16 protein-coding genes are annotated in these 25806 nt (G+C 49.9%); 14 read left to right on the top strand and 2 right to left on the bottom strand.

Features of this window, described 5'->3' with window-relative positions; all coding sequences use genetic code 11:
- The first annotated feature begins 17 nt into the window (after positions 1-17).
- The 13 genes from B157_RS0120515 (at position 18) to B157_RS0120455 (ending at position 21613) form a co-directional block, all read left to right on the top strand.
- Entirely contained in the window at positions 18-1421 is a 1404-nt protein-coding gene (locus B157_RS0120515) for an NADH-quinone oxidoreductase subunit N (RefSeq protein WP_020605185.1), read from the top strand.
- A 124-nt stretch (positions 1422-1545) separates the two neighbouring features.
- Positions 1546-2055, top strand: a complete 510-nt coding sequence (locus B157_RS0120510; RefSeq protein ID WP_020605184.1) for a GtrA family protein — start codon at positions 1546-1548, stop codon at positions 2053-2055.
- 176 nt (positions 2056-2231) lie between these two features.
- Positions 2232-2384 (top strand): hypothetical protein, encoded by a 153-nt coding sequence (locus B157_RS0120505; protein ID WP_245565168.1) that lies wholly within the window; start codon positions 2232-2234, stop codon positions 2382-2384.
- 67 nt (positions 2385-2451) lie between these two features.
- Positions 2452-3081 carry a SprT family zinc-dependent metalloprotease gene (locus B157_RS0120500; RefSeq protein ID WP_026308841.1) on the top strand — a complete coding sequence of 210 codons (630 nt, stop codon included), beginning with the start codon at positions 2452-2454 and terminating at the stop codon, positions 3079-3081.
- A gap of 2 nt (positions 3082-3083) precedes the next feature.
- Positions 3084-6536: a type IX secretion system sortase PorU gene (gene porU / locus B157_RS0120495; protein WP_020605181.1), complete on the top strand. Its 3453-nt coding sequence runs from the start codon at positions 3084-3086 to the stop codon at positions 6534-6536.
- A gap of 118 nt (positions 6537-6654) precedes the next feature.
- On the top strand, positions 6655-7836 hold the full coding sequence (gene porV, locus B157_RS0120490; protein ID WP_020605180.1) for a type IX secretion system outer membrane channel protein PorV: 1182 nt from the start codon (positions 6655-6657) through the stop codon (positions 7834-7836).
- An 82-nt stretch (positions 7837-7918) separates the two neighbouring features.
- Positions 7919-9199 carry a M16 family metallopeptidase gene (locus tag B157_RS0120485; RefSeq protein WP_020605179.1) on the top strand — a complete coding sequence of 427 codons (1281 nt, stop codon included), beginning with the start codon at positions 7919-7921 and terminating at the stop codon, positions 9197-9199.
- 167 nt (positions 9200-9366) lie between these two features.
- The gene (gene plsY, locus B157_RS0120480) at positions 9367-10023 is read left to right on the top strand and encodes a glycerol-3-phosphate 1-O-acyltransferase PlsY (protein ID WP_020605178.1); all 657 of its coding nucleotides are present in this window, start codon (positions 9367-9369) and stop codon (positions 10021-10023) included.
- Between the two features lie 241 nt (positions 10024-10264).
- On the top strand, positions 10265-11626 hold the full coding sequence (locus B157_RS0120475; RefSeq protein WP_020605177.1) for a dipeptidase: 1362 nt from the start codon (positions 10265-10267) through the stop codon (positions 11624-11626).
- Positions 11627-11675: 49 nt separating this feature from the next.
- Positions 11676-13007: a DUF1207 domain-containing protein gene (locus tag B157_RS0120470; protein ID WP_020605176.1), complete on the top strand. Its 1332-nt coding sequence runs from the start codon at positions 11676-11678 to the stop codon at positions 13005-13007.
- A 103-nt stretch (positions 13008-13110) separates the two neighbouring features.
- A complete protein-coding gene (gene purB / locus B157_RS0120465) occupies positions 13111-14451 on the top strand; it encodes an adenylosuccinate lyase (protein WP_020605175.1) in 1341 nt (446 codons plus the stop codon).
- Positions 14452-14692: 241 nt separating this feature from the next.
- On the top strand, positions 14693-18745 hold the full coding sequence (locus B157_RS0120460) for a GEVED domain-containing protein (RefSeq protein WP_026308839.1): 4053 nt from the start codon (positions 14693-14695) through the stop codon (positions 18743-18745).
- Between the two features lie 87 nt (positions 18746-18832).
- Entirely contained in the window at positions 18833-21613 is a 2781-nt protein-coding gene (locus tag B157_RS0120455; protein ID WP_020605172.1) for a S8/S53 family peptidase, read from the top strand.
- 94 nt (positions 21614-21707) lie between these two features.
- On the opposite strand, the gene B157_RS0120450 is transcribed toward B157_RS0120455, so the two are convergent.
- The gene (locus tag B157_RS0120450; protein WP_026308838.1) at positions 21708-23318 is read right to left on the bottom strand and encodes a S8 family peptidase; all 1611 of its coding nucleotides are present in this window, start codon (positions 23316-23318) and stop codon (positions 21708-21710) included.
- Between the two features lie 73 nt (positions 23319-23391).
- On the bottom strand, positions 23392-24510 hold the full coding sequence (locus B157_RS0120445) for a DUF3500 domain-containing protein (RefSeq protein WP_020605170.1): 1119 nt from the start codon (positions 24508-24510) through the stop codon (positions 23392-23394).
- A gap of 177 nt (positions 24511-24687) precedes the next feature.
- Between B157_RS0120445 and B157_RS0120440 the strand changes: the two genes are divergently transcribed.
- Complete coding sequence (locus B157_RS0120440; RefSeq protein WP_245565166.1) at positions 24688-25797, top strand: LBF_2804 family protein; 1110 nt, start codon at positions 24688-24690, stop codon at positions 25795-25797.
- Positions 25798-25806 lie beyond the last annotated feature (9 nt).

The following is a 25806-nucleotide window of genomic DNA, read 5'->3' as shown; positions in this document are numbered from 1 at the left end:
ACAACAAACTACCTGTTATGCTTCCCATCGTTCTATTGTCGGTTTTAGGTATTGTACTCCTTTTCTTGGGCTTCCTCAAATCGAGAGCTGTACTCTTACCGGCTACGCTACTATTTCTAGCCGTCACGCTGGCCGTTAACTTCCTCGACTGGAACAAAACGTATCTGTTTTTCAACGATATGCTGCGAACCAACAATCTGTCCATGGTTTTTACGGCCATTATGCTGGGGTCGGCATTTATGGTGGTGGCTTTGTCGGGTAGTTTTATGGATACGGATGAAGCGCAGCCTGCCGAATATTACGCACTCATGCTTTTCTCGCTGGTAGGCGCCATTATGATGGTTGGCTTCGAGAATCTGATCATGCTCTTTGTGGGGGTCGAAATTTTATCGGTAGCCATGTACGTACTGACCGGTAGTGATAAGCGTAACCTTCGGTCCAATGAGGCAGCCCTCAAGTATTTTCTCATGGGAGCCTTTGCTACGGGTATCATGCTGTTTGGTATAGCGTTGCTTTATGGTGCAACGGGTTCCTTCACCATTGCCGGTATTGGGGCGTATGCGGCTAACCAACAGGGTCTTTCGCTGCTATTATACGTTGGCTTGCTGATGCTGCTGATTGGGTTGCTCTTTAAAGTGTCGGCGGCTCCGTTCCATTTCTGGACGCCCGATGTGTACGACGGAGCTCCCACTATTTTCACCGCCTTTATGTCTACGGTGGTTAAAACGGCCGGTTTTGCTGCGCTATTCCGGTTGCTATCGGTCTCCTTCGAAGGGGTTTACGGCTTCTGGTGGACCATACTGGCTATCATCGCTGCCCTCACGCTGGTAGTTGGCAACATCACCGCCGTGTATCAGAATAGCTTTAAACGGATGATGGCTTATTCCAGCATTTCGCATGCCGGGTACCTGCTCATCGGGCTGGCCTCGCTGGGGGCGCAAACAAAGCAGGCTATTGTCTTTTACTCACTGGCTTACTCCGTTGCTACTATTTCTGCATTTGGCGTTTTACTACTGGTTGCCAGGCAGCGAAGTACTCAAACGATTACCGGTGAAGGTGTGATTACTGAAAACTTTGATTCGTTTAATGGCCTGGCCCGCAAAAATCCGCTTCTGGGATTTACAATGGCCGTTTCTATGCTTTCATTGGCAGGTATTCCGCTGACGGCCGGGTTCTGGGGTAAGTTTTATATATTTTCAACTGCTGTTGAACGGGGACAAATCTGGCTACTGGTAGTGGCTGTATTGATGTCGGCGGTTGGCATATATTATTACTTCCGGGTTATCATTGCCATGTACTTTCGTGATGGGGCAACGGAAACTATTCAGGTTGCACCCTTCTATCAATATGTGCTGCTGGGGGCCACTATTATTACGATAGGTCTGGGTATTGCACCGGGTTTACTACAGGGTCTTTTCTGATTGACGAGCAAGGTCGGACCTGTTCCGTATCCTAAGTTATGATTCCTGAGAACAAACAGGTTTACTGTTAAGTTTGTACTTTTGAATTTACCAGGAAGTTAACCACTGTAAAATAGTCTACTCTTTGTCCGGTAAATCAGTCAACGTGAACGCCATCGAACAGCCAAAATCAACTAGCTATAAGAGTTTTTTCTCGTTTTTTTTAACGGCTCTGCTTGGTGCTTCCGTTAATTTTTTCAGCCAGATTCTATATCGTAGCTATTTCGATTACTCAACCAGTGTTCTTCTGGGGTATCTGACCGCTACGGTCGTTAGCTTCCTGCCAACCAAACTATTTGCGTTTTCGGCACAGCAAACGGGTAATACAGGTCGCGAAATGGTCAAGTTTGTTATCATTGCGCTGGTAGCCTGGGGGATTCAGGTAGGTGTAGCTGTGGCTACACTCGAATGGATTGCCAATCCGTATTTCCCCAAAGTATCTGAGTTCTGGCGTGAGAAAGGGTCACACGTGGTCGGGATGGGTTTCAGTTTCCTGGCCAACTATTTTGGGCATAAGCTCCTGACATTCCGCACTACAGGGGTTTATGATAAAATTCGCTCCCGCTCATCCAGAGAACAACAGGAGCAATTATAATAATCCATCTCAGATTAATTATATTTCAAATGGTATTTTATTTATATGATTAGCATTTGAATGGATAAATTGGCTATTTTTATTGCATTCGTCAGGAAAACGTTATATTTGGTGTCAAAACCTAAAGAATAATTCACAGTATGAAAAAAGTATTATCGATCCTGTTCGTTGGTAGCATGCTAACCTTCGCAGCTTGCCAGAGCAAGAAAACGGAAGAAACGACTACCACAGAAACGACCATGTCGACAGACACGACCACGATGATGGGCGATACTGCAACCATGATGGCTGACTCATCAACCATGATGACTACAGATAGCGTGAAGTAATCAGTAGTCTTCCTGCAACATGTAAGAAAAAGCCTTATTTTTATAGGGCTTTTTTGTTTTCAGGCCCTTGACAAACGCATTCCTCACCCATCTCCCTTCAAAGGCAGTTGATTATTGCCAGCACCTCTGGCAATATTACGGTTTCCAGTTACACATTGCGAAACCGCGCCGAACCCGCCTTGGTGACTTCCGGGTGCTGCCGAACAGGCAAACCAAAATTACCGTCAATGCCAATCTGAATCCGTATGCTTTTTTGATAACGTATATACACGAAGTGGCCCATGCCGACGTGTATGCTCAGTACGGTATGCAACGGAAAAACAGTCCACTGAAACCCCACGGTAAAGCCTGGCAACTGGCTTTTCAACGGCTCATGCAACCGTTGCTTACCGAAACAGTGTTTCCCGCTATTATCCTGACCCCGCTTCGGCAGTACTTGAACCGACCCGCGGCTACAACATACGCTTGTCCGGGCCTTATGCTGTCAATAAGGCAATTTGACGGGGATAAGCCGGAAGAGCAACCGGCCAACAAACGACTACTGCGCGATTTGCCGGAGGGTAGTATATTCAAACTTTCTCAAAAGATGTACGTACGGGGTACGTTACGCCGAACCCGCATCGTTTGTAAGGAGTCTGTAACGGGCAGGTCATACGCTATCCTGGCTCACGCCCTGGTAGATGTTAATGAACAGTAAAAATGCATACTATACAGTGGATACTTAATAATGGTCTTGTTACCCTCTCCAAAGGATGGTTAAAGGGACTGTTTTTGGTCATTATTCATTATTCACTGTCTATTCATTATTCTCAGGCTCAGTCGGTACTGGCGCAGGGGACGTGGGTGAAAATTGGTGTTACGGAGTCAGGCGTGTACCGACTCAGTCAGGCTCAGTTGATACGATTGAATCCCGGTTTTGCCACCGCTGATCCAAAACGACTACGACTTTACGGAAATGGTGGTGCCGTGTTGCCCCAGCCTAATGATATTCCCCGGCCCAATGACTTAACCGAAAATGCGATTCAGGTAGTGGGAGAAGCCGACGGGCGATTCGATGCCGACGATGCGATTCTGTTCTTTGGTCAAAGCCCCCGCGCTGTTCGCTACGACTCAATAACCCGACGCTTTACGCACCAGATCAACCCCTATTCTGATACTACTTTTTATTTTCTGACCATTGGGAGCTCGCCCGGTTTTCGCCTGATCGACCGTCCGGCTGGCTCATTGGCCAATACTCCGGCAATTACCGTATTCGATGATTATCAGTTTCATGAACAGGAACTTACGAAGATTCCATCGGTACATTCCGGGCGGGAATGGTTTGGGGAATATTTGACGACTGATACTACGAAGGTTGTTCCGTTCGATGTGCCGGGGGCCTTGCCGAACAGCGCGGTACGGCTAACCGCTTCGGTGGTGGCGGGCGCTACCGTATCAACACAATTTCGTGTGCAGATCAATGATCAGCCGGTTGGTGTTATGCCTGTTTACCCTATTTCCGGGTACGAATACGACTATCAGGGCGTAGCCCGAACGGATACTTTTCTGGCTAAACTAACCACCGGCGACAATCTCCTTCGGGTGGCGGTTACATTTCGGAAGAACGGATTGTATTCGGCCCAGGGGTATTTGAATTACCTGGCTGTGCAAACGCAGCGCGAACTTCGCCAGTACGACAAGCCTGTTTGGATGCGCAGGCTGGCAAAAGGACAATACTCAGTGAAGCAGGCCACTACCAGTTTGCGCGTCTGGAATGTCACTGATCCGCTCAAACCAGTGGCGCAGGCCTATACACTATCGTCGGCACAGGAAGCTGCCTGGGCTTCTGCCCAATCCGGCGATTATTTTTTATTCACAGATTCGCAGACGTTGTCGCCGGTATCTTTGGTAAACGTTTTGAATCAGGATTTACATAGTCAGCAAACACCCAACCTTATACTTGTTACGCCCGCTGCCTGGCGGGATCAGGCCGAACGACTGGCTAAATTTCGGCGCGATAACGACCAGCTTACTGTTTTAGTCGTTACCACACAGCAAGTCTATAATGAGTTTGGATCGGGCCAGCCCGACCCAACCGCCATTCGGGATATGGCCCGGTATTTTTACCAGAAACAGCCCGATAAACTGCGCTATCTGCTGCTATTTGGCGACGCTACATACGATTATCGAAACCTGTCAGGACAAGTCAACGCTACGCAGCTGGACAACATGGTTCCGGTATACGAAAGTCGTGAATCACTGCATCCGGTTCTGAGTTACTCATCCGACGATTATTTTGGCTTCATGGATACCGATGAGGGCGAGTGGCCGGAAAATAACCTGGGCGATTACCAACTGGATATTGGCGTAGGGCGATTGCCGGTAAAATCAACCGACGAGGCCCGAACGATGGTCGATAAACTTATCCGGTACAGTTCGGATGCGTCGATTACCGGTGACTGGCAAACGCGGGTGATGCTGGTGGCTGATGATGGTGATTATAACATTCATCAGCAGGATGCCGACCAAATGGCCAAACTCGTGGAGAAAACAGCGCCTGCTTATCGGCCTGAGCGCATTTTTCTGGACGACTATCCGCAGGAGAATACGGCCAATGGACAAAAAGCACCGGTTATCAATCAACTCATCAATCAGGCGGTGGCCGATGGGCGATTAATTATCAATTACAGTGGTCACGGGGGAATAATAGGATTGGCCGACGAGCAGGTAGTGACGCTTCAGGATATACTCTCCTGGAAAAATGCGCGCTTACCGCTGTTCGTGACGGCCACCTGCCAGTTTGGGCGATATGATGACCCTAGCGTTATTTCCGGGGCCGAACTAACGTTGTTGAGCCGAACGGGGGGCGGTATTGGCCTGCTCACCACAACGCGCCCCGTATATGCCAATACCAACCTGCTCCTGAATCAGGCATTTTATAACGCCGTTTTCACCCCGATAAATGGCCAGATGCCTCGCCTGGGTGAGGTAATGCAAGCCACAAAAAACAATAGTTTGAGCGGACCCGTCAATCGAAATTTTGCCCTGTTGGGCGACCCTTCTCTGCGGCTGGCTTACCCAAAGGCCCAGGCCATCCTGACGCAGGTAAACGGCAGAACGATAACGTCCAATACGCTCGACACGTTACATGCCCTGCAAACAGTTGAATTGAAAGGGGAAATTCGGCAGCAAGGCCAGCGGCTCACTGATTTTACGGGAACGGCGCAACTGTCATTGTACGACAAAGCAACAAACCACACAACACTTGGCCTCGATGCCGCAAGCCCTAAAATGACCTACCAGGCGTTTCGTAACCCGATTTTTACGGGTCAGGTAGCGGTACAGCAGGGCCGGTTTACAGCCCGCTTCACCATGCCCAAAGATATTGATTACACCGTAGGTAAAGGGAAATTGTATTTATATGCTGTGCGGGCAGATAGTTTGCAGGATGCAACAGGGAGCGATGATAGCTTACGAATAGGTGGTAGTGTTTTTGCTGACAGTATTGACACCGAGCCGCCCGCAGTGGCCCTTTCCATTGTTGGTGGTACTGTTAATAAAGGTATCGTGCAGGTTTCCGGGCCTGATGTAACGCTGCGTATTGATTTGTCTGATAATCAGGGTATCAATATTGCGCGGTCTGGCATAGGCCATGAGCTGATCGCCCGGTTGGGTAATCTGCCGGTAGTCATACTCAATGAGTATTACGTGGCAAGCGGCTCCAGCGGTCGGCAGGGGGTGGTACAGTACCGGTTTAGACAAGTGCTTCCGGGTACGTATACGATTCGGGTCAAAGCCTGGGATATCAACAATAATTCAACTGAGGGCACGTTGACCATAGTAGTTTCTGAGCGGCCGGGGTTAGCATTACGGGCACTCAAAGCCAGTCCAAACCCGGTTGTAACTCAAACCGCACTGACGGTCGAACTCAACCGTTCGGGCGAACCGCTTGACTGGACAGTGGGTGTTTACGACCTGAACAGCCGGTTGCTCAACCAGCAAACGGGGCAGTGCATTAATTGTGAATCGACCGTAACCGTTGGCGAATGGAACGGTCTGACGGAGGGAGGGCAGCCATTGGCGAATGGCCTGTACATCGTTCGGATCGACATTCGGTCGGCAGTGGATGGGTCAGTGGCTACCGGCACCGGACGAATTGTATTAACAAAGTAAATTAAAGCGACTTAAAACGGTCGCGTTTTTTCTAATCCAACGTTTACTTGTAATTTTGGCCGCACAGCACGGCCATACTCACCATAATTAACCGCTGTTGTTGACCAACACTTATTGTATGAAGCACCATTTTCTTCGTGTTCTTCTGGGCGTTTGCACCTTCCTCCCCCTTGCAGTATCGGCCCAAACCACGCTTAACGGCACACCGCTAAATATTCCCACATCATCGGTGCCTTTTTTGAATTTCACGCCCGATGCCCGCTCAGGAGCGTTAGGGGATGCGGGGGTGGCGTTGGGCGACCCTGATGCGAATGCCGTTTACTGGAACCCATCGAAGCTTGTCTTTGCCAAGCAGGACAAAGGTGCTTCACTGTCGTACACGCCCTGGTTACGCAACCTGATTGGCGATATGTACTACACCTACCTGAGTGGTTACTCGAAAGTGGGTAAGAATTCGGTTATAGCGGGTTCACTGCTATACTTCGATCTGGGAACGGTTGATTTTACGACGGCAACGGGCGTTGCCGCCGGTACGTTCAATTCCCGTGAATACGCCATTACGGCTTCGTTTGCCCAAAAGCTTTCGCAAAACTTCTCTCTGGCTGTCGATCTTAAATACCTGAACTCCAATCTGGCGGCCGGTAGCAGCAATCCGGGCCTGAAGCCAGGGGCTACGGCAGCAGCCGACATTAGTGCCTATTACCAAAACGAATCCCGTGACAATGCTACGGGGAAAGGAATTGGCTGGGCTTTTGGTGGTATGATCTCAAACCTCGGTGGTCGTATTAATTACGGCGGTACCCAGAGTTACTTCATTCCTACGAATCTTCGTCTTGGAACCCGGCTTACCATCTTCTCCGATCAATACAACAAGTTCAATTTTGTGGTAGATGCCAACAAACTGATGGTGCCAACGCCTAATATTGTTAATGGCGTTAACCTGAATGCCAACAAAGATTACTTCAGTTCGGTCTTTGGTTCGTTTGCCGATGCGCCCGGGGGCTTTAGTGAAGAGCTGAAAGAAATTACCATCTCATCGGGCGTTGAATACTGGTACAACGACCAATTTGCGGCCCGCGTTGGTTACTTCAACGAGTCGAATGAAAAAGGAGGTCGCAAATATGTGACTGCCGGTATAGGGTTGCGGCTTCAGCAACGGTTCGGGGTCGATTTCTCGTACCTGATTCCGGTAAAGCAGGGTAATCCACTGGCGGATACGTTTCGTATCTCGTTGCTGCTGAACCTGACCGGCGCCAACCGGGTTGGTGGAGATGATGAATTGACAAACGACGATTTTTAATTAATACCAGAGAGTGAGCGAGTGCAGGTACGAAAAACCATTCGGTTCATTCGTGCCTGCACTCGCTCACTCTTTCGCTTATATGAACCTCAATAGAACTCAGCCGCCAGCGTTTCAGGCCATCCACGAAATACAGCTACCCCTCGTAGAGTCGAACCGCCTGGATAACGGTATCCCACTGCACATGATCAGGGTAGCGCAACAGCCAGTGCTGCGTCTGGAGTGCGTTTTCGATGCCGGAACCTGGCATGAGTACGTACCGGGAAGCGCCTTCTTCGCCATGAAAATGCTGGTAGAGGGAACAGCATCCCATTCATCGGCCCAGATAAGTGAATACATAGACCGGTACGGGGCATTTATTGAATTGAACAGCGGGCCAGACCGGGCCAGCCTTGTCATTTATTGCCTGACTAAGTTTCTGCCCGATGTTCTGCCCCTGATACAGGAACTTCTGAACGAACCCACCTTCCCCGAAAAAGAGCTGGACGACCTTCGGAATATTACCCTGCAAAATCTGCGGGTTAATTACGAAAAGAACGCGTATCTGGCTGGTGTACTGTTTCGAGAAAAACTATTTGGTCGTGAACACCCGTATGGCCGCAGTCAGAAACCCGAAGCCATAGAGCAGCTTACGCAGGCCAATGTCGTCGAATTTTACGAACGGGTTATCCGAAACCGGCCTTTTCAGCTCATCCTGGCCGGGCATGCGACAGAAAATGATGTCTTACTGATCAACCGAGTGCTGGGCCAATTACCCGTCAGAACGGATACCTTACCCGGCTACTCTGCCCCCATAGTAACAGAAAATAATGCCATTACCCTTGCCGAAAAGCCGGATAGCAGCCAGTCATCCATACGCCTGGGCCGTCGGCTTTTTACCCGTTCCCATCCTGATTATTTCAAGATGCTGGTCATGAATGAAATATTCGGGGGGTACTTTGGCTCGCGCCTGATGAAGAACATCCGCGAAGAAAAAGGCTTTACCTATGGCATTTCATCGAATATGCCTTCGTTTCGGCAGGATGGATATTTTCTGATTGGAACGGATGTAAACAAAGAAAATACACAGCAAACGCTGGATGAGATCCAGAAGGAGATTCGCATCCTGCAAACGGTTCCTGTATTGGAAGATGAACTAGAAACCGTGAAAAACTACATGGCAGGAGAGTTTGTAGGTGCCCTCAACACACCCTTCGAAATCGCTGACCGATATAAAGTGATTTTACTGGATCAGTTGCCCGCCGATTTTTTGACTACGTACATTCAGAAAATTCGGGCTATTTCGTCTGCCGACATCATGGAAATGGCTAATCGATACCTGAAAACTGGTAGCCTGGATGAAGTTGTTGTTGGTGGTAAATAGCAAAACCGGCAATTAATCTGAAAACAAGGACAGTAAAGTACAAGACAAAAAAGGTTGGCTGTTTGGTAACAATCGCTTAATTTTGGGGTTACATTCTTCTCATATACGTAAAGATTCGCTCGAATCACATGGTTTTTGTCATGTCACTCTTTGCCTGAACCCAATTAATGAACGTTCTATTAATTAGTATCACGATTGTAGTAGCTTACCTATTGGGTTCAATCCCGACTGCCGTTTGGTATGGTCAGGGATTTTTTAATCTGGATATTCGTAAGTACGGAAGTGGTAATGCGGGGGCCACCAATACCTTCCGGGTATTAGGAAAACGAGCCGGTACTATCGTTATGCTGGTAGATGTTCTGAAAGGGTACACGGCTGCTATTTTGGCAACCCTGCTCTGGCATGTCAATATTATTTCCGAAACAGAGATCCTGACGTTCAAGATCATTTTTGGTCTTGTCGCCGTAATAGGGCATTTATACCCCGTTTTTGCCAATTTCAAAGGGGGTAAAGGCGTGGCTACCTTATTGGGTATGATGCTGGCTACACACCCCGAGATGGCTGCGGTCTGTATCGGGGTTTTTCTGCTGGTGGTTATTGCCTCGCAGTATGTTTCGCTGGGGTCAATCATTGCTGCCCTGGCTTTCCCGGTTCTGTTGTTACTCCGAATTTTTGGCCAGCAGGAAAGCCCGCTGTTAATCGTTTTTGGCTTTGTGGTCTTTTTGCTGGTTGTACTGACTCACCAGAAAAATATTGCCCGATTGCTGCGTGGTGAAGAAAGCCGTACGATACTTTTCCGCTTTCGTAAAAAAGAAGGGGAATAAATTCCCTGGTTTGATAGAAATCAACGCCCCGTCGTTGCGCGAAAAAGGCGTAACTTCGGGGCGAACTTTTTGATGGATGACCGACCTGGGGCCGATAAGGCCGATTTTATAGAGGAAACGGTGAGAAGAGACAGAGAAGACGAACGGTAATGTGGTAAGTCTTTTCTCTTACATCTTTTCAACGCTGAACGACTATAACACCCCAAACAAGCCTGGCCAGCCCGCTATTGTAAGCCCAGATATGACTAACTACCTTGAACAGAACAAGCAGCGATTCCTGGATGAATTGCTTGATTTACTTCGAATCCCGTCGGTTTCCGCTGATTCAACATTCAAAGCCGATGTGCGCCGGGCCGCCGAGTTTGTGAAAGATAAACTGACGGCTGCCGGCCTGGATGGAGCAAAGCTCTACGAGACACCGGGCCACCCCATCGTATACGCCGAAAAAATAGTGGATGCCAGCAAACCAACAGTTCTGGTGTATGGGCATTATGATGTACAACCCGCCGATCCGTATGAGCTTTGGAAAACGCCCCCTTTTGAACCTACCATTCGCAACGAACGGATTTACGCACGGGGAGCGTGCGACGACAAAGGGCAATTTTACATGCATATCAAAGCCATTGAAGCAATGGTGGCTACGGATGGCTTACCCTGTAATGTAAAGGTAATGATTGAAGGGGAGGAGGAAGTTGGCTCCGACCATTTGGGAGAATTTGTGAAGGAGCATAAGGAAATGCTCCGGGGAGATGTGATTCTGATTTCGGATACGAGTATTATATCCAACGAAACCCCATCGCTCGAAACCGGGTTGCGTGGTTTATCATACGTGGAGGTGAAAGTTACTGGTCCCAATCGTGATTTACATTCCGGCGTGTACGGTGGGGGAGTAGCGAACCCAATCAACGTATTATGCGAAATGATTGCTTCCCTACATGATGAAGAGGGGCGTATCACCCTGCCTGGTTTTTACGATAAAGTGACTGATTTGAGTGACGACGAGCGGGCCGAATTAGCCAAGGCTCCGTTCGATCTGGAGGAATACAAACGCGATCTGGCCATCGGCGATGTGATGGGAGAGTCCGGTTATTCGACCAACGAACGTACGTCCATCCGGCCAACCCTCGATGTAAACGGCATTTGGGGAGGCTACACGGGCGAAGGGGCCAAAACCGTGCTGCCCTCTACGGCATCGGCCAAAATCAGTATGCGGTTAGTACCGAATCAGACACCCGACCAAATCACAGAACTGTTCACGACCCATTTTTTGTCCATTGCACCCGCTGGAGTCAGCGTAACGGTAACGCCCCACCACGGCGGTATGCCGTACGTAACGCCTGTTGATTCGGTTGAGTTTGAAGCAGCCAGTAAAGCATTTGAAGATGCCTGGGGTAAAAAGCCCATTCCGACGCGGGGTGGGGGGAGTATTCCCATTACGGCGTTATTTGAGAAAGAGCTGGGTATCAAATCTATCCTGATGGGTTTTGGTCTGGATAGCGATGCGTTGCACTCGCCGAATGAAAGTTACGGTCTGTTCAATTTCTATAAAGGCATCGAAACTATTCCCTATTTCTATAAACATTACGCAGCCCTGAAACAGTGATTTTTGCAAAAACCGCACAAAAACTGGCGTAAGACCCCCTGTTTTCTCCATGAAAAAAACTGTATTGGTCCTTTTCCTTAGTTTTTTTGCCGTAAGCTGGGCTTCGGCGCAACAAGCCTTAACCCCCGCCCAGCAGCGACAAAAAGAAAAAATAGCGGAAGAAATTCAGCGACAACAAAAAATTAAGGCTGAAATGGCTCAAAAGCAGCGGGATTACGAAGCTAAACAGGCCGAAAAGGAACGTCAGCGACAGGCTAAAAAAGCGGCTAAGGAAGGAAATCAGCCGCAACCTGCTGCCGAACCAGTTGTTAATACACCGCCCGTTAGCCAACCGGATGCTGTGGTAAATACCCCGGCAGAACCGGTAGAGAAGGAGAAAAAGGTAAAGCGTAAAAAAGAGAAAACACCCGAACCAGCCCCAGCCGAAGTAACTCCGACCCCCACTCCGGTTGATACGCCTGCCATCACGACGGAGAAACCGGCTGAAGCAGAAGAGGTACGCCGGGTTCGGCGGGAGAAGAAGGCCGCCCGTAAGTCGGTTGACCCCCGAAGTATGGAGCCGGGAACAGCCGTTGCGGTTGCACCGGCCGTTGTACGGGCGCAGGGGGAATTTCTGCCGAAAGGGCACCTGTTCGAGCCAATAATACTGGACCCGCTGGAGGCCCAGACGTACGGAAGTTTCCTGCCTGGTTACTGGATAGAAGGCCAGAAATATAAGGGTAGTTTTGTGCCGTTTGCCTTTGGCTTTGCCAAGCCTTTCTACCGTCGTACTACCCAGCCCGGCCACTCGGAAGAATGGGTGCTGGATTTGGCTTCCTTTACCCAGTTTGAAGCCTTTCGTGATGACGTAACTAACAAAGCCGCCCGGCGCATCGTCAATACGGATTATAAAGTCAGTATCATTTACAACATCCGGCGAAACGAAAACAACTACCGCATCCGGGTTTATCACCTGTCGTCGCACCTGGGTGATGATTACATCTATCGGAATAAAATAACGGCTCCCTCGCCCAATTCGGTTAATTATGAATTGCTGGACTTTACCTATAGCCGCACTGTAAATAACTGGCGGCTGTACGGTGGAGCCGGTATAGTGCTGCGAAAATCGGAGGAGCGAAAGCTCCTAAGTGCGCAACTCGGCACGTTCTATAAAAGGCCATCTACGAAAGCAACTCGACTAGTGGGGGGCGTTGATGTGAAATTCTGGCAGCAAACCGATTTCAGACCCGGTATTCACGGAGGGATTGGCTTCGAGTTGGGCCGGACGCAGAATAACCTGACTTTTATGCTCGAAGGCTACTCCGGATTCCGGCCCTATAGCCAGTTTGAACAACAGCAAACCTCCTGGATGGGGATTGGCCTGTACCTGAATCCTTTTTGAAACCTGTCATTCGCGGTCATTAATAGTCATGTATTGTCATTGATAGTACCCCTTCCGACAGCAAATGACTAAGAATGCCCATCAAATGATAAGAACTGTAGAAATGACGCTCTCTCCATTAACGGCTATCTCGCCGGTCGACGGTCGTTACCGGTCTCAGGTTAACGCCCTTGCTCCCTATTTTTCGGAATTAGGCTTAATCCGCTACCGCGTACGTATTGAAATTGAATACTTTATTGCGCTGCGGGAGTGGCCCGTTCCGCAACTGACGGGTGTGGACCCGGCTGAGTTTCCGTCCCTGCGGGCGCTATATGAAAACTTTACCGAAGGGGATGCGCTGCGGATCAAAGAAATTGAGAAAACGACCAACCACGACGTAAAAGCAGTTGAGTATTTTATTAAAGAAAAGCTGAAAGGCTCACCGGTAGAACCTTTTCTGGAGTTTGTTCACTTCGGTCTGACCTCACAGGACATCAACAACACGGCTATCCCACTGCTGTTGCGCGATGCGCTCGATACCGAAATTGAACCCCTCTATCGACAGGTGTTTATGCGGCTGCAAACGCTGGCCGAACAGTGGGAAAACATCCCTATGCTGGCCCGCACGCACGGTCAGCCCGCTTCGCCAACGCGATTGGGTAAGGAGATTTCCGTGTTTGTGGAACGGATTGAGAAGCAGTTGCATTTACTGGCTGCTATTCCGACGGCGGCCAAGTTTGGTGGAGCAACCGGAAATTTCAACGCCCATCATGTAGCGTACCCCAATGAGGACTGGAAACGGTTTGGGGATAAGTTTGTGGAAAGCCTGGGTATGGTTCGCAGTCAGTTTACGACTCAGATTGAACACTACGATATGCTGGCCGCTGCACTCGATGCGTTCAAGCGGCTAAACACCATCCTGATTGACCTCGACCGCGATATGTGGACCTACGTGTCCATGAATTATTTCAAGCAGAAGCTGAAAGAAGGGGAGGTTGGCTCATCGGCCATGCCGCACAAAGTGAATCCGATTGACTTTGAAAATTCGGAGGGAAATCTGGGCATTGCCAATGCGCTGTTTGAACACCTGTCGGCAAAACTACCTATCTCCCGGCTTCAGCGCGACCTGACCGACTCGACCGTTTTGCGCAACATCGGCATCCCTTTCGCGCATTCGGTTATTGCGTTGAAATCGCTCCTGAAAGGTCTGGATAAACTGGAGCTGAACGTTGCCGCCCTGAACGCTGACCTCGAAGATAACTGGGCAGTGGTGGCCGAAGGAATCCAGACTGTTCTTCGGCGCGAAGGCTATCCGCAACCCTACGAGGCCCTGAAAGCGTTAACCCGTACCAATCAGAAAATTACGGCGGATACAATCCGGCAATTTATTGATGAGCTAAACGTGTCGAATGCCGTCAAAACGGAACTTAGAGCCATCACGCCGTTTAGCTACACGGGCCTGTAATGGCCCGGTGTTTTCTTCCATTATTGATTGGCCCGTTCCTTATTTCGACCCGTATTGTAAAACAAATTGATTTATCTGGATGTATTGATTTTGGTACGACAGGAGGTGGATAAATCGGGTGATTCGGTTAATTAAAAATTCATTAATGATTGTCAATATCCCGTTCTGGCGCAACGGGAACCACTCCTTTCCCGTATGTATTGTATATAATTGACTGGAGGCCGTCAGGTACTTTTTTGCTATGTGTAAACGTTTTCGGTTGTTTAAGCCCTGGATACAGAGTACTCTTTTTCTACTCCTCATCAGTACTTGTTTGCTTGCTCAACCCCAGCCTTTACCCCAGTACAGTGCCCGGCAACAAGCAATACAGAAGGGTTTGCAACAATCCATTGAGCAAATCCAGACCCAAAATTACCAGAAGGCAATAACGGAAGCACAGCGGCTAAACCGCCCGCTCGAACAACGGTCGCCAACGGGCAGGGTTATGATGCTGCGCGGTATTACCCCTACGGGCGAGCTACTGTATGATGCTACCTATAGCACAACGCAGGCTGCCATCAGTACCCGTACCACTTCGTTGTATGCCGGAGGTAGCCTAGGTGTTTCACTCTCTGGCAGTACGTTGAAGGACAAACTGGGTATTTGGGATGGGGGTAAGGTACGCACAACGCACGTTGAGTTTAGCAATGGTACAGCCGCCAGCCGCGTTGCCCAGATTGATAACGCCACTACCTTATCCAGCCACGCCACGCACGTTTCGGGTATCATGATGGCGGCTGGTGTGAACCCGCTGGTAAAAGGTATGGCTTTCGGTACCAATCTTCGGGCGTACGATTTCAGTAATGACGTTACCGAAATGAGCGCGGCTGCGCCTAACCTTCTGGTTTCTAACCACTCCTACGGCTCGAATGCAGGGTGGGTATTCAGCGATACCCGTACGGGGGCTATACAATGGGAATGGTGGGGTGACACGTTGATCAGTAAAACAGAGGATTATAAGTTCGGCCTGTACAATAGTTCGGCCGTTACCTGGGACCAGATTGCTCAAAATGCCCCTTACTACCTCATTGTGAAATCGTCGGGTAATGATCACGGCTCCAACGGGCCAGCAGCCGGGCAGCCTTATTACCTTGGCAGTAGTAACAAAACCAGTACTGATGCCCGCGCCAATCAAAATGGGTACGACCAGATTCCCACTTACGGTAATGCTAAAAATATTCTGACCGTATCCGCCATAAGCAACCTGAATTATGGGTATAATCAGCCTTCCGATGTTGTTTTGAGTGGTTTTACCAGTTGGGGGCCTACTGATGATGGCCGAATCAAGCCTGATTTAGCAGGTATAGGGGTTAGCGTTTTATCGTCCAGTTCGGAGAGTGATAGTGCTTATGTGGTGTACAGCGGCACGTCCATGTCATCGCCCAATGTAGCGGGGTCATTGCTGTTACTCCAGGAACTGTTTTCGCAACGAAATAACGGGCAATACCTGCGTTCTTCCACGCTGAAAGGACTGGCACTTCACACCGCCGATGAGGCTGGTTCGGCACCCGGTCCCGACTATCAGAATGGCTTTGGTTTGCTGAACATGGAACGGGCCGGGCGGGTCATTCTGAATACGGATAACAACTATTTGCTCAATGAACGAACGCTCACGCAGGGGCAACCCTATTCGTTCACTGTGGTAGCTTCTGGGCGGGGCCCGCTCGTATCAACCATTTGCTGGACTGATCCCGCCGGTACGGCCAGTACAACACTCAATGACAGAACGCCCAAACTCGTTAACGACCTCGATATTCGTATCAGCGACGGTACAGCGACTGCGCTACCCTGGATACTCGATCCGGCCAATCCGGCCAATGCCGCCACAAGGGGCGATAATATTCGCGACAATGTAGAGCAGGTACTCCTGGCCACACCCGTTCCGGGAAAAACCTATACGGTGACAGTTACGCATAAAGGTACCCTGAGTGGTGCCAAACAGGATTATGCTTTGTTGATGAGTGGCATCGGTGGTACCGCTTATTGCGCTTCAGCACCAGCCTCAACGGCCGATACGAAAATAAACCGGTTGCAGTTCGGTAGCATCGACCGGGCTGGAGCATCTGGCTGCACATCGTACACTAGTTTCACGGAAACAACGACTGTTCAGTCCAGTCAGCAGATTCCATTGACAGTTACGCTGGGTACTTGTGGAGCCGCCAAAAACGTTGTCGTTAAAGCGTTTGCCGACTGGAACTTGAATGGCAGTTTCGATGATGCCGGTGAAACCGTGGCTATATCGGGCGTCTTGACCAATGCAGGGGTTTTCTCAACAACGGTTGCTATCCCGGCCAGCGTCCAGAATGGACAAATTGTTCGGTTTAGGGTCGTAGCTGTTGAGACCGCTAATGCCGCTGATGTGGTAGCCTGCGGTAGTTATGGCAACGGCGAAACGCAGGATTATGTAATTGATGTAGTCCAAACAAGTAATGATGTGGGGGCTTCGGCACTCCTTTCGCCCGAAGCCAGTTTCTGTGGGCAAACGAACAGCGATGTGGCTATTTCGGTGCGTATCCATAATTATGGAGCTGCCAGTCAGACCAACGTACCGGTTAGCCTGACCATTACCGATGCCAACAACATTCCGTTAACGACACTAACGGGTGTACTGCCTAACCTGCTGGCTTTTCGGGACGGTTTGCTGGCACTAAACCTGCCGGCAACGGTTGCGTTGGCCCCCGGCCAGACATATAAATTCATTATAGCAACCGGGTTGTCTACCGATCAAAATGCTGCCAATAACAGTATTACCGAAACCCGTACGAGTGCACCTGTTGCGAATAACGGTATTTTCTCCGCTACCCGCTGTGGCTCAGACTCAGTTTTTTCATTGCTGAATATGGGCGGTGGAACCGCTTTCTGGTACGATACGCCAACGGGGGGAAGCCTGCTGGCAGCAGGCAACAGGGTTTCGGTAAAGGCCTCACCCGCCACCGGTCAGTTTTATGCCGCGCTGAATGATTTATCGGGAGTTATTGGTCCGGTTGGCAAAACCGTGTTTACGGGGGGGACGTACAGTGGGAACTTTGGACCGGCTCCGCTTATCTCAACCACCGTACCCATTGTTATTCAGAGTGCCCGGCTCTACATTGGTACGCCCGGTCAGTTGACATTTACAGTACGCAAATACGATAACACCGCTATCTCAAGCGTAACGCTGGATGTGAACCCCACCCGGAATCAGAGCCTTACCGCCACCACGAACAGTCAGTTGGTCGATGATCCTGATGATCAGGGGGCGGTGTATGCGTTGAATTTGAAAATACCCGCAGCTGGAGACTATAAAATAACCATTGACTATGCGGGGGGAGCTTCAATTTTCCGGAGCAATGCGGGTGTAAATGGTTTTCCGTATCAGTTGAAAACACAGACGGAGCAACCTGTCGTTACGATTAAGGGGTCACTATTCAACACCGGTACGACGACCGATACGCTGAAAACAGCCTGGTACTATTTCTACAATATGAAAATCAGGTCGCTCGACTGCGCCAGTCCGCAACGAACTCCCGTTAGTTCGACGACCAGTACGGCCGCAACAGCCACGATTACACCGGGCGGGTCGACTAGTATCTGTCAGGGGGCGAGTTTGGCTTTACAGGCCAACACGGGCACCGGGCTAACATACCAGTGGTTCCTCAATGGGCAAGCCATTGCCGGAGCCACCGGGGCTAGTTTTTCGGCCGTTACGGCGGGCAGTTATGCTGTGCAGGTAGCCAATACCTGCGCCCCTGTTCGTTCATCGGCATTGGTCGTGTCCGTAAATTCGCCCCAAACGCCCATGGTAACGGCCAATGGTTTTACGCTGATGACCAATGCTATTTCATCTACTCAATGGCTTATGAATGGCGTTCCCATTCCGGGCGCTACGGGTGCTACATACGCCGTTGTGCAATCAGGTCGGTATTCGGTGCAGGGAAATGTGAACGGATGTGGAGTGGCTATTTCCAGCGAAGTGGTCCTGACGATTCTGGCAACTGAACCCACCACGAGCGACGAGGATATAACTGTTTATCCAAACCCGGCTACGAAGCTACTGACCATTTCTGTACCCATTACCACACCCTTACTGCAACTGCCTACGGTCCGGCTAACCGATTTGAACGGCAGTACGCTTTATACGGCTACGCTGGAGCGGGCCGGGAAAATTTATTCCGTGGTAGTTGATGTGAGCAGCCTGCCGGGCGGTACGTTTTTTGTGGTTGTAGCGGATGAACGGATGCAAAATATCCGGGTCAAACGAATGTACAAACACTAACCATCGCTGCTTCTGACCCATATTTATCTACCTGGCCCAATTGGCCAGAATAAGGCGCTGTATAGGCATAGATGGCTCTTTTTGCTATTGCCTGGCCTGATTCTGGCGTTCGTTAACGGTGTCGATAACCCCGTTCAGGGGCAGGCTATGCCTGCTAATGAGCCTTTGCTGTGGCAAACGGAGATTGTCAATCGGTACAGCCAGTCACGGAAACAGACGCTTCGCTTGGCGCAGCGACATAAGTGGGAACTCCGCAAAAACTATTCCAATCAACGTATTCTGCAACTTCAGGGAGTTGATCCACTTGGCCAGCCAATTTATTATACACTCCATAATGTGGAAGCGGCCCGTGGAACACGAACCCTTGCTTTGCAGCGTGGGGGGACGTTACCCATCAACGTTTCGGGAAATTTACCCAGCCTGGCGGGCCGACTGGGTTTGTGGGATGGCGGGCGCGTGCTGGAATCCCACCGGGAGTTTGGTGATGATGCTGGCAAGTCAAGAATACGCCAAAAAGACAACGGAGCTGCTGTAAACAATCACGCAACTCACCTGGCGGGTACGCTTATTGGGCGAGGTATTGATCCGCAGGCGAAGGGAATGGCGAATGAAGCCCAGTTATCTGTTTGGGACTATACGAATGATTTGGCTGAACTGGCTATTGCGGCCCCCAATCTACTCGTCTCGAATCATGCTTATGGTCCCGTAGCGGGCTGGTTATACAACGCGTCTCGCCCCGGTACCAACCCGGACCTGAAATGGGAGTGGTGGGGAAATACTACCATTAGTACCACAGACGATTACCTGTTCGGGTTTTACAACACTACTGTTCAGGATTTGGATCGGCTGGGGTATAATAATCCGTTTTTTCTGATGGTTCGGTCAGCGGATAACAAACGGGCAGAAACTGGTCCACCCGCTGGAAAACCTTATTTTCTGAAGGATTCAGATAGTAAAAGCACTATTGTCCGTAACAGAAACGCCGATTATGACGTAATTCCGGCCGACGCTACGGCGAAAAACGTACTGACGGTTGGCGCGGCCGAGGTGAGTTATACCAGCCAGAATCAGCCTGTTCTGGTCGGGTCAACGGCATTTAGTGGCTGGGGGCCTACGGATGATGGCCGAATCAAGCCCGATTTACTGGGTATTGGCTCGGACGTAGTATCGTCGATAGCAACAGATAACACAGCGTACGGTACATACAGTGGCACATCGATGGCATCAGCCAACGTGTCGGGTACTTTGTTTCTGCTACAGGAATTATACGCCCGTCAACGGGCGGCCGGGTTACCGCAGACGGGGCAGTTTATGCGGGCTGCTACGCTGAAGGGGCTTGTTCTTCATACCGCCGACCGGCCTAATCCGGCCGCCGGGCCAGATTACAGGCAGGGTTGGGGCTTACTGAATACCGAAGCAGCCGCCCGGCTGTTGCTGAACGAAAATCAGGCCCACCTGGTACTGGAACAAAGTTTAGCCGCTGGTAAAACGATTTCCCGTAGTGTTGTTGCTCAGGGAAATGAACCACTGGTGATCACCTTAAGCTGGACCGATCCAGAAGGAATACCTACACCTATTGGCGCGGGTGCGTTAAATAACCGCGCTCCTAAACTTATCAACGACCTCGACGTTCGGCTGAGTGACGGTGTGCGTACAACCTTCCCCTTCGCGCTCGATCCTGCTTATCCCGACAGGGCGGCCGTTCAAAAAGATAATTTCCGTGATAATCTTGAGCAGATTTACCTGACTAATCCTGTTCCGGGAAAAACCTATACGATCACTGTTTCGCACAAGGGGACTATGCAGTACGCGGGTCAACCCTTTTCGCTTATTATCAGTGGTCAGAAGCGAGTGAACTGCCAGTTAGCCGTTTCTATTCAACCGGCAAAAGATACGGTTATCTGCGACGGAACCGTACTGCCACTGCGTTCATCCACTGAATCCGCCAATGTTAGTTATCAATGGCTACGTGACGGTACTATCGATGCGGCAACGACTGCTTCCGTTTATCAGGCAACAAAAGGGGGGACGTATATTCTGCGGATAACGAACAAAAATGGTTGCTCAGCCACATCGCAGCCGGTAAAGGTAAAGACTGCCGCCATCGACCTTAGCCCGGTTGGTAATCAATGGCTCTGTAATCCGGACGAGCCTGTCCGGATGAAAGCTATTCCCGTAAATGGTGTAGGCATGCCTGGTGCAACGTTTAGCTGGTTGCTGAATAATACGGTTATTCCTCACGCAAACGACAGTATACTCAGTGTCACCCAATCCGGCCGGTATCGGGTGAGGGTTGTTTACAGGGCATGTCAGGTACTGTCTGGCGAAAAAGCGATTCTTCCCTCTTCAGTCAACAACCTTGATCTGGTTCCGGCAGGATCAGAATTCAGGCTTCCTCAGGGAGCTACGATAACGCTGAAAGCTCCACAGGATACGTCTTACCGGTATCAATGGTATCGCAATAATGACTCGCTAACGAACGCTCGGGGTTATTCATTACTGGTTTCTCAGGCGGGTACATACAAGGTGAGGGTAACACAACATACCTGCGTGGGCTGGTCGACCGAGCGAACCATATTAACAACTGTTTTAACCGCTACTTCCCCTGACCCAACCGGGTATTTTTGGATTTATCCCAATCCAGCACAAACTACGCTGTACGTGCGTTACGCAAATCCGTTGGCAAAGCAGGTTCACATTCAGGTAGTTGATTTGCAGGGGCGAGTATGGAATACCCCCTTCCTGCTGAAAAACCAGCAGGGAGAAACCCAGGGGACTATTACCATCCAGCACTTACCCTCCGGAATCTATATGCTTCATCTTTCGGAGGGGGACACGACACAAACGGAACGGTTCCTGAAAAATTAAGCCGGGAGTCGACTATCTTTTTTGTACGATAGCAACTCCCGGCTTTTGTAGCCCTGTAAACAGAATTTTCATCTCCTGTTCTCCAGGCAGTTCATTACTTCACTTTACTCGTACCCGTGCCTGCTTCCTGGGCAATGGCCATTTTTACTGCATCGTATAGGTTGACAATACCCCCCGATTTCGACAGGGTGTTGAAAGAGACTTCGTCCGTCGATTCAGGGCGGGTTACTTTTGTTACGTAAGACGTTGCCGATTGCATAATGATCCGTTTAATGTCGGCATAGGTCAACTTAGGAAAGTATGATTTCAGCACAGCCGCCACACCCGCTACCACGGGCGATGCCATGCTGGTGCCGCTGTTGTTTTCATATTTGCTGCCCGGAACAGTCGAATAAATATCCTTGCCCGGAGCAAACACATCTACGTTTTGCTTGCCGTAATTGGAAAAACTGGCAATCAAATCGCCGGTGTTCGGCTCGGCACTGGCTCCCACCGTAATCACATTGGGAATGGCTGAACCATCAATAAACCGGGGCGATGGGTAGTTGGCCGCTGTGTCTATATCCTTGCCATCATTCCCGGCGGCATGAATCATCAGAACCCCTTTGGTGAGCGCATACCGCTCGGCATCTTCTACGGTTTTGCGCTGGGGCGAATAATCCTTTCCGAAACTCATGTTGATGATCTGGGCACCATTATCAACGGCGTACCGAATGGCATTGGCTACGTCTTTATCCCGTTCATCGCCGTCGGGAACGGCCCGAACCCCCATAATCTGCACGGCATCTGCTATGCCCATTATACCCAGATTATTCGTCCGGTCGGCGCCAATGATGCCCGAAACGTGCGTACCATGATCGGGATTCGCGCCGGAAATATCAGCGTTACCATAATCGCGCTGGTTCATATCGTCCGGGTTGTCACCTACCACCGAACGCCCGTCGAAATCAGGATTGTAGTTGTACTCGGCGCGGGATTTAAGCTGTTCATTCGCTTTTTCAAGTTCGGCCATGACCACATCGGTGTCGGCGGCTCCCTGCTGGCGCAGCAGGCGCAATATGCCCTGCACTGGCCGTTTCATTGCGGCATCCGATAGGGTGTCGGCCGCTCTGCTCAAGGTTAGCGTATCGAGTTTGGTAACGTTCAATACTTGTTTCAGGTTATCGACCGCTGTTGAAAACTGCGTGTAAAACTGGCCAATCCCCTGATACTGTGCTTTGTACTGCGCCTGATTCTTCTCGACCTCAGCCTTCACTTTCGTATACAGATCGTACTCTTTCTGCTGGTCAGGCTTCAGCGATTTACGGTCTTTTCCTTCGTAGGCAGGCTTGAGTTGCACATACAGCCGGGTTACCTCGGCTGTTTCATGATCGACGTTACGACCGTCTTTGCCCCCGATAAAATTCCAGCCGTGTATGTCATCTACGTAGCCATTTTTATCATCGTCTTTGCCGTTTCCGGCAATCTCTTTCGGGTTTACCCATAGCACCCGGCGGAGGTCTTCGTGGGTGGTGTCAATGCCGCCATCGATAACCGCCACCACAACGGGAGTTGGTTTACGGTCTTTAAGCAATTCGCGATACGTCCGTTCAACGCTGATACCAGCTGTTTTATCGGTTTTATCCTGTAGGTACCACTGCGTTTGCTGCGCGGATGCTGCCATCGAAAGCAGGCAGATCGACGCGCTGATAAGGTGTTTCTTCATGAATTTGGAACAAAAAATCTGGGCAAATTAAGAAGAAACGATCGGAATTTTTGGTTAAAAGTTGTTAAACGGCCTAGGGTTTATCGTGCGTTACGTTCTTGTAATGCTCCTGCAATAGATCTTCCCCAAAATCGTTGGTCAAATCGCGCACAACTGTATGAATATGGTTGGCATTCGTTTGGGTGTTATCATACTCAATCAGAATCGTGGGGCCATGAATGCGGTAGTACCAGCCTTTTCCTTCGCCCAGTTCTGGAGTCAGGTCGCCGGCCCAGGCAAAACGAAGCTCATCCAGACCTGTTTTCTTAAGCTTGTCTAGCTGTTGCTTAGCCAGGGTAACATGGTAGTTTTTTAGATATACCTGGAGCAGATCCATGAATAAGGTGCGTTGTTCCGGCTTCATATCGGCCATTTTTACCCCATCCATTCGCTCCATTGACGCTTTTCGTTTGTTACTGGTCACAATTTCGGGATAAGCAACGGCATTTACTATAGCCTGCTTAAGCTGATCCTGATTGAGTGATTTCAGCAGGGCGAACGCTTTATCGGTTTCCTGCCTCATAATTTGTCGGCCTTTCTGCGGTAAATCGACGATGCGTGGGTTTTGCATTCGTTTGTCGGCCATGCTGGAATCAAAGGCCAGGATAGCCGGATTGGTACCGAAGAAAGTAGGTGTCTGAGCAATTACCTTACCGGTCTGAGATAAAAAATGCAGCGACAGGTGATGGCCTTCAATTCGCCAGCTCCACGGGTCTTTATTATCTGGATTTCCGAATATAGTGAACGAATAGTTTTCGGGGTCACGGTAGGTATCATTGGGCGGCCGATTGTCAATTACGCGAAGTACGTTTTCGTTATCCATGATTGAGGTAACTTTATCGTATCCCTGCTGACTCAATCCCGTTTTGAGCATCGCCATTGCCGCGCTTTGTTGTTCCTTCGTCATTTGTTTGAGTGGCAGTCCCTTACGCTCCCGGGGAACGAAGTGCCAGTTGAACCGCTCCTCATCGTTTAGGGGATAGGTGGCCTGCTTCTTTTGCTCAGGTGTGAGCTTGGTCATAAATGCCATTACCGCGTCCAGCATTTCATCTTTTACCCGTTTCTGGGCGGGTGAAGGGGCTACCTGCCCAATCGCTGGCAGGGTAAACTGACTGGCCAACAGGCAACTGCAAAATAAAAAAATGTACTTCATGAGAGAACTGGTTTATGCACTATCCTGTAAAGTATCTCAAATGCTGCATTTACCTATTTATCCCTAAAGCAAAAGCTACTTGTTCGACAGTGCATGATTTATTATATCAGGCTGTTTGCCAACAACATCAGGGCTTTAGTAGTTTAACTAGGTGAGCCACCACCTTGAATAGAAACTATGTCTACCCGGCCACCTGACAATAACACCGGTCCACTCGACCATCTGTCAATGCGCTATCTGCGGCAGGCACTCGAGATGCCTCACCCGACTGATGAGCCGTATGTGTTGAATGAGTTCGAAAGTCGGGTTGTTCGTCGTACGAAAAATTTTGTTCTGACCTTGTCAGCTTTGCTGGGTGCGTTAGGAGTTTTGGCCTTTTTTCTACCGCAGCAAAAATGGCCCGACACGTTCAGCACTACGTCTGTTGCTATTCTTGGCCAGTCTTACGAACTAGCCCTTGTCAACTCACTCTACGCGCTATTATTGGTTTACCTGGAAGTAAATGTTTTATTGTGGCTGGGTGGCTGGGGAGTGAAGATGATTATGGAGGTATGCCAGTTTCCCCGTGCGCACGATGCCCAGTATGAACGCCACATACAGGCACTGGCCGATGAAACCCCCACTAAGTCACGGGCAGGTCTTTTTCGTTTAGGGCTTGATCCCTACCTAACAATGCCCCGATGGGGACTACCTATTTTCTTTCTGCTCAATATCCTGAAAGCGAGCTTCATTATGCTGGTCATACAGCTTGTGCTGGGGCAGTTTTTGGACGAGTATACCCTGCGTCAGACCGTTGGGTTATTGTCCGTACCCATTTACGCGTTCTGGAATGGCTGGGCAGCGTGGCAGGTGCTACACGAAGCACAGATCAGGGTAATGGCCCCTACTACAATCCGGGAGTTTGTCCATGAACTGCACGAAGAATGGGGCAAGAATGATCAGTTCTTTCCAATAATCATGGAAGCACTGCTGTATACATCTATTCTGAAAGGTCCTGTTAGTTATGCCCACTTCCTGTTAACTGAAACGATTGTAGACCGATTTGGCCTTTCGGCCGATGTGCCGCCGGGAGGGCACTTTACCGAACAGTTAATTACATTACCTCTTCCTGTACGCCGTAGTCTGGAACGACTCGTTGTTTTTGCCTCCTTAGTCGACGGTCGATTATCGTGGGTTGAAAAAAGGCGTTTGCGGACGTTGCGGCAAAAAGGGTTTCTGACTTATTCGGCCAGTGAAATTCAGCGTATCAGCACCGATTATAATCAGGGGAGAGGGTTATGGGTTTGAGTAGCGTAA

Source organism: Spirosoma spitsbergense DSM 19989 (assembly GCF_000374085.1).
Taxonomy (GTDB): domain Bacteria; phylum Bacteroidota; class Bacteroidia; order Cytophagales; family Spirosomataceae; genus Spirosoma; species Spirosoma spitsbergense.
The sequence above is the reverse complement of the archived record's forward strand: the minus strand, read 5'-3'. Positions and strand labels throughout refer to the sequence as shown.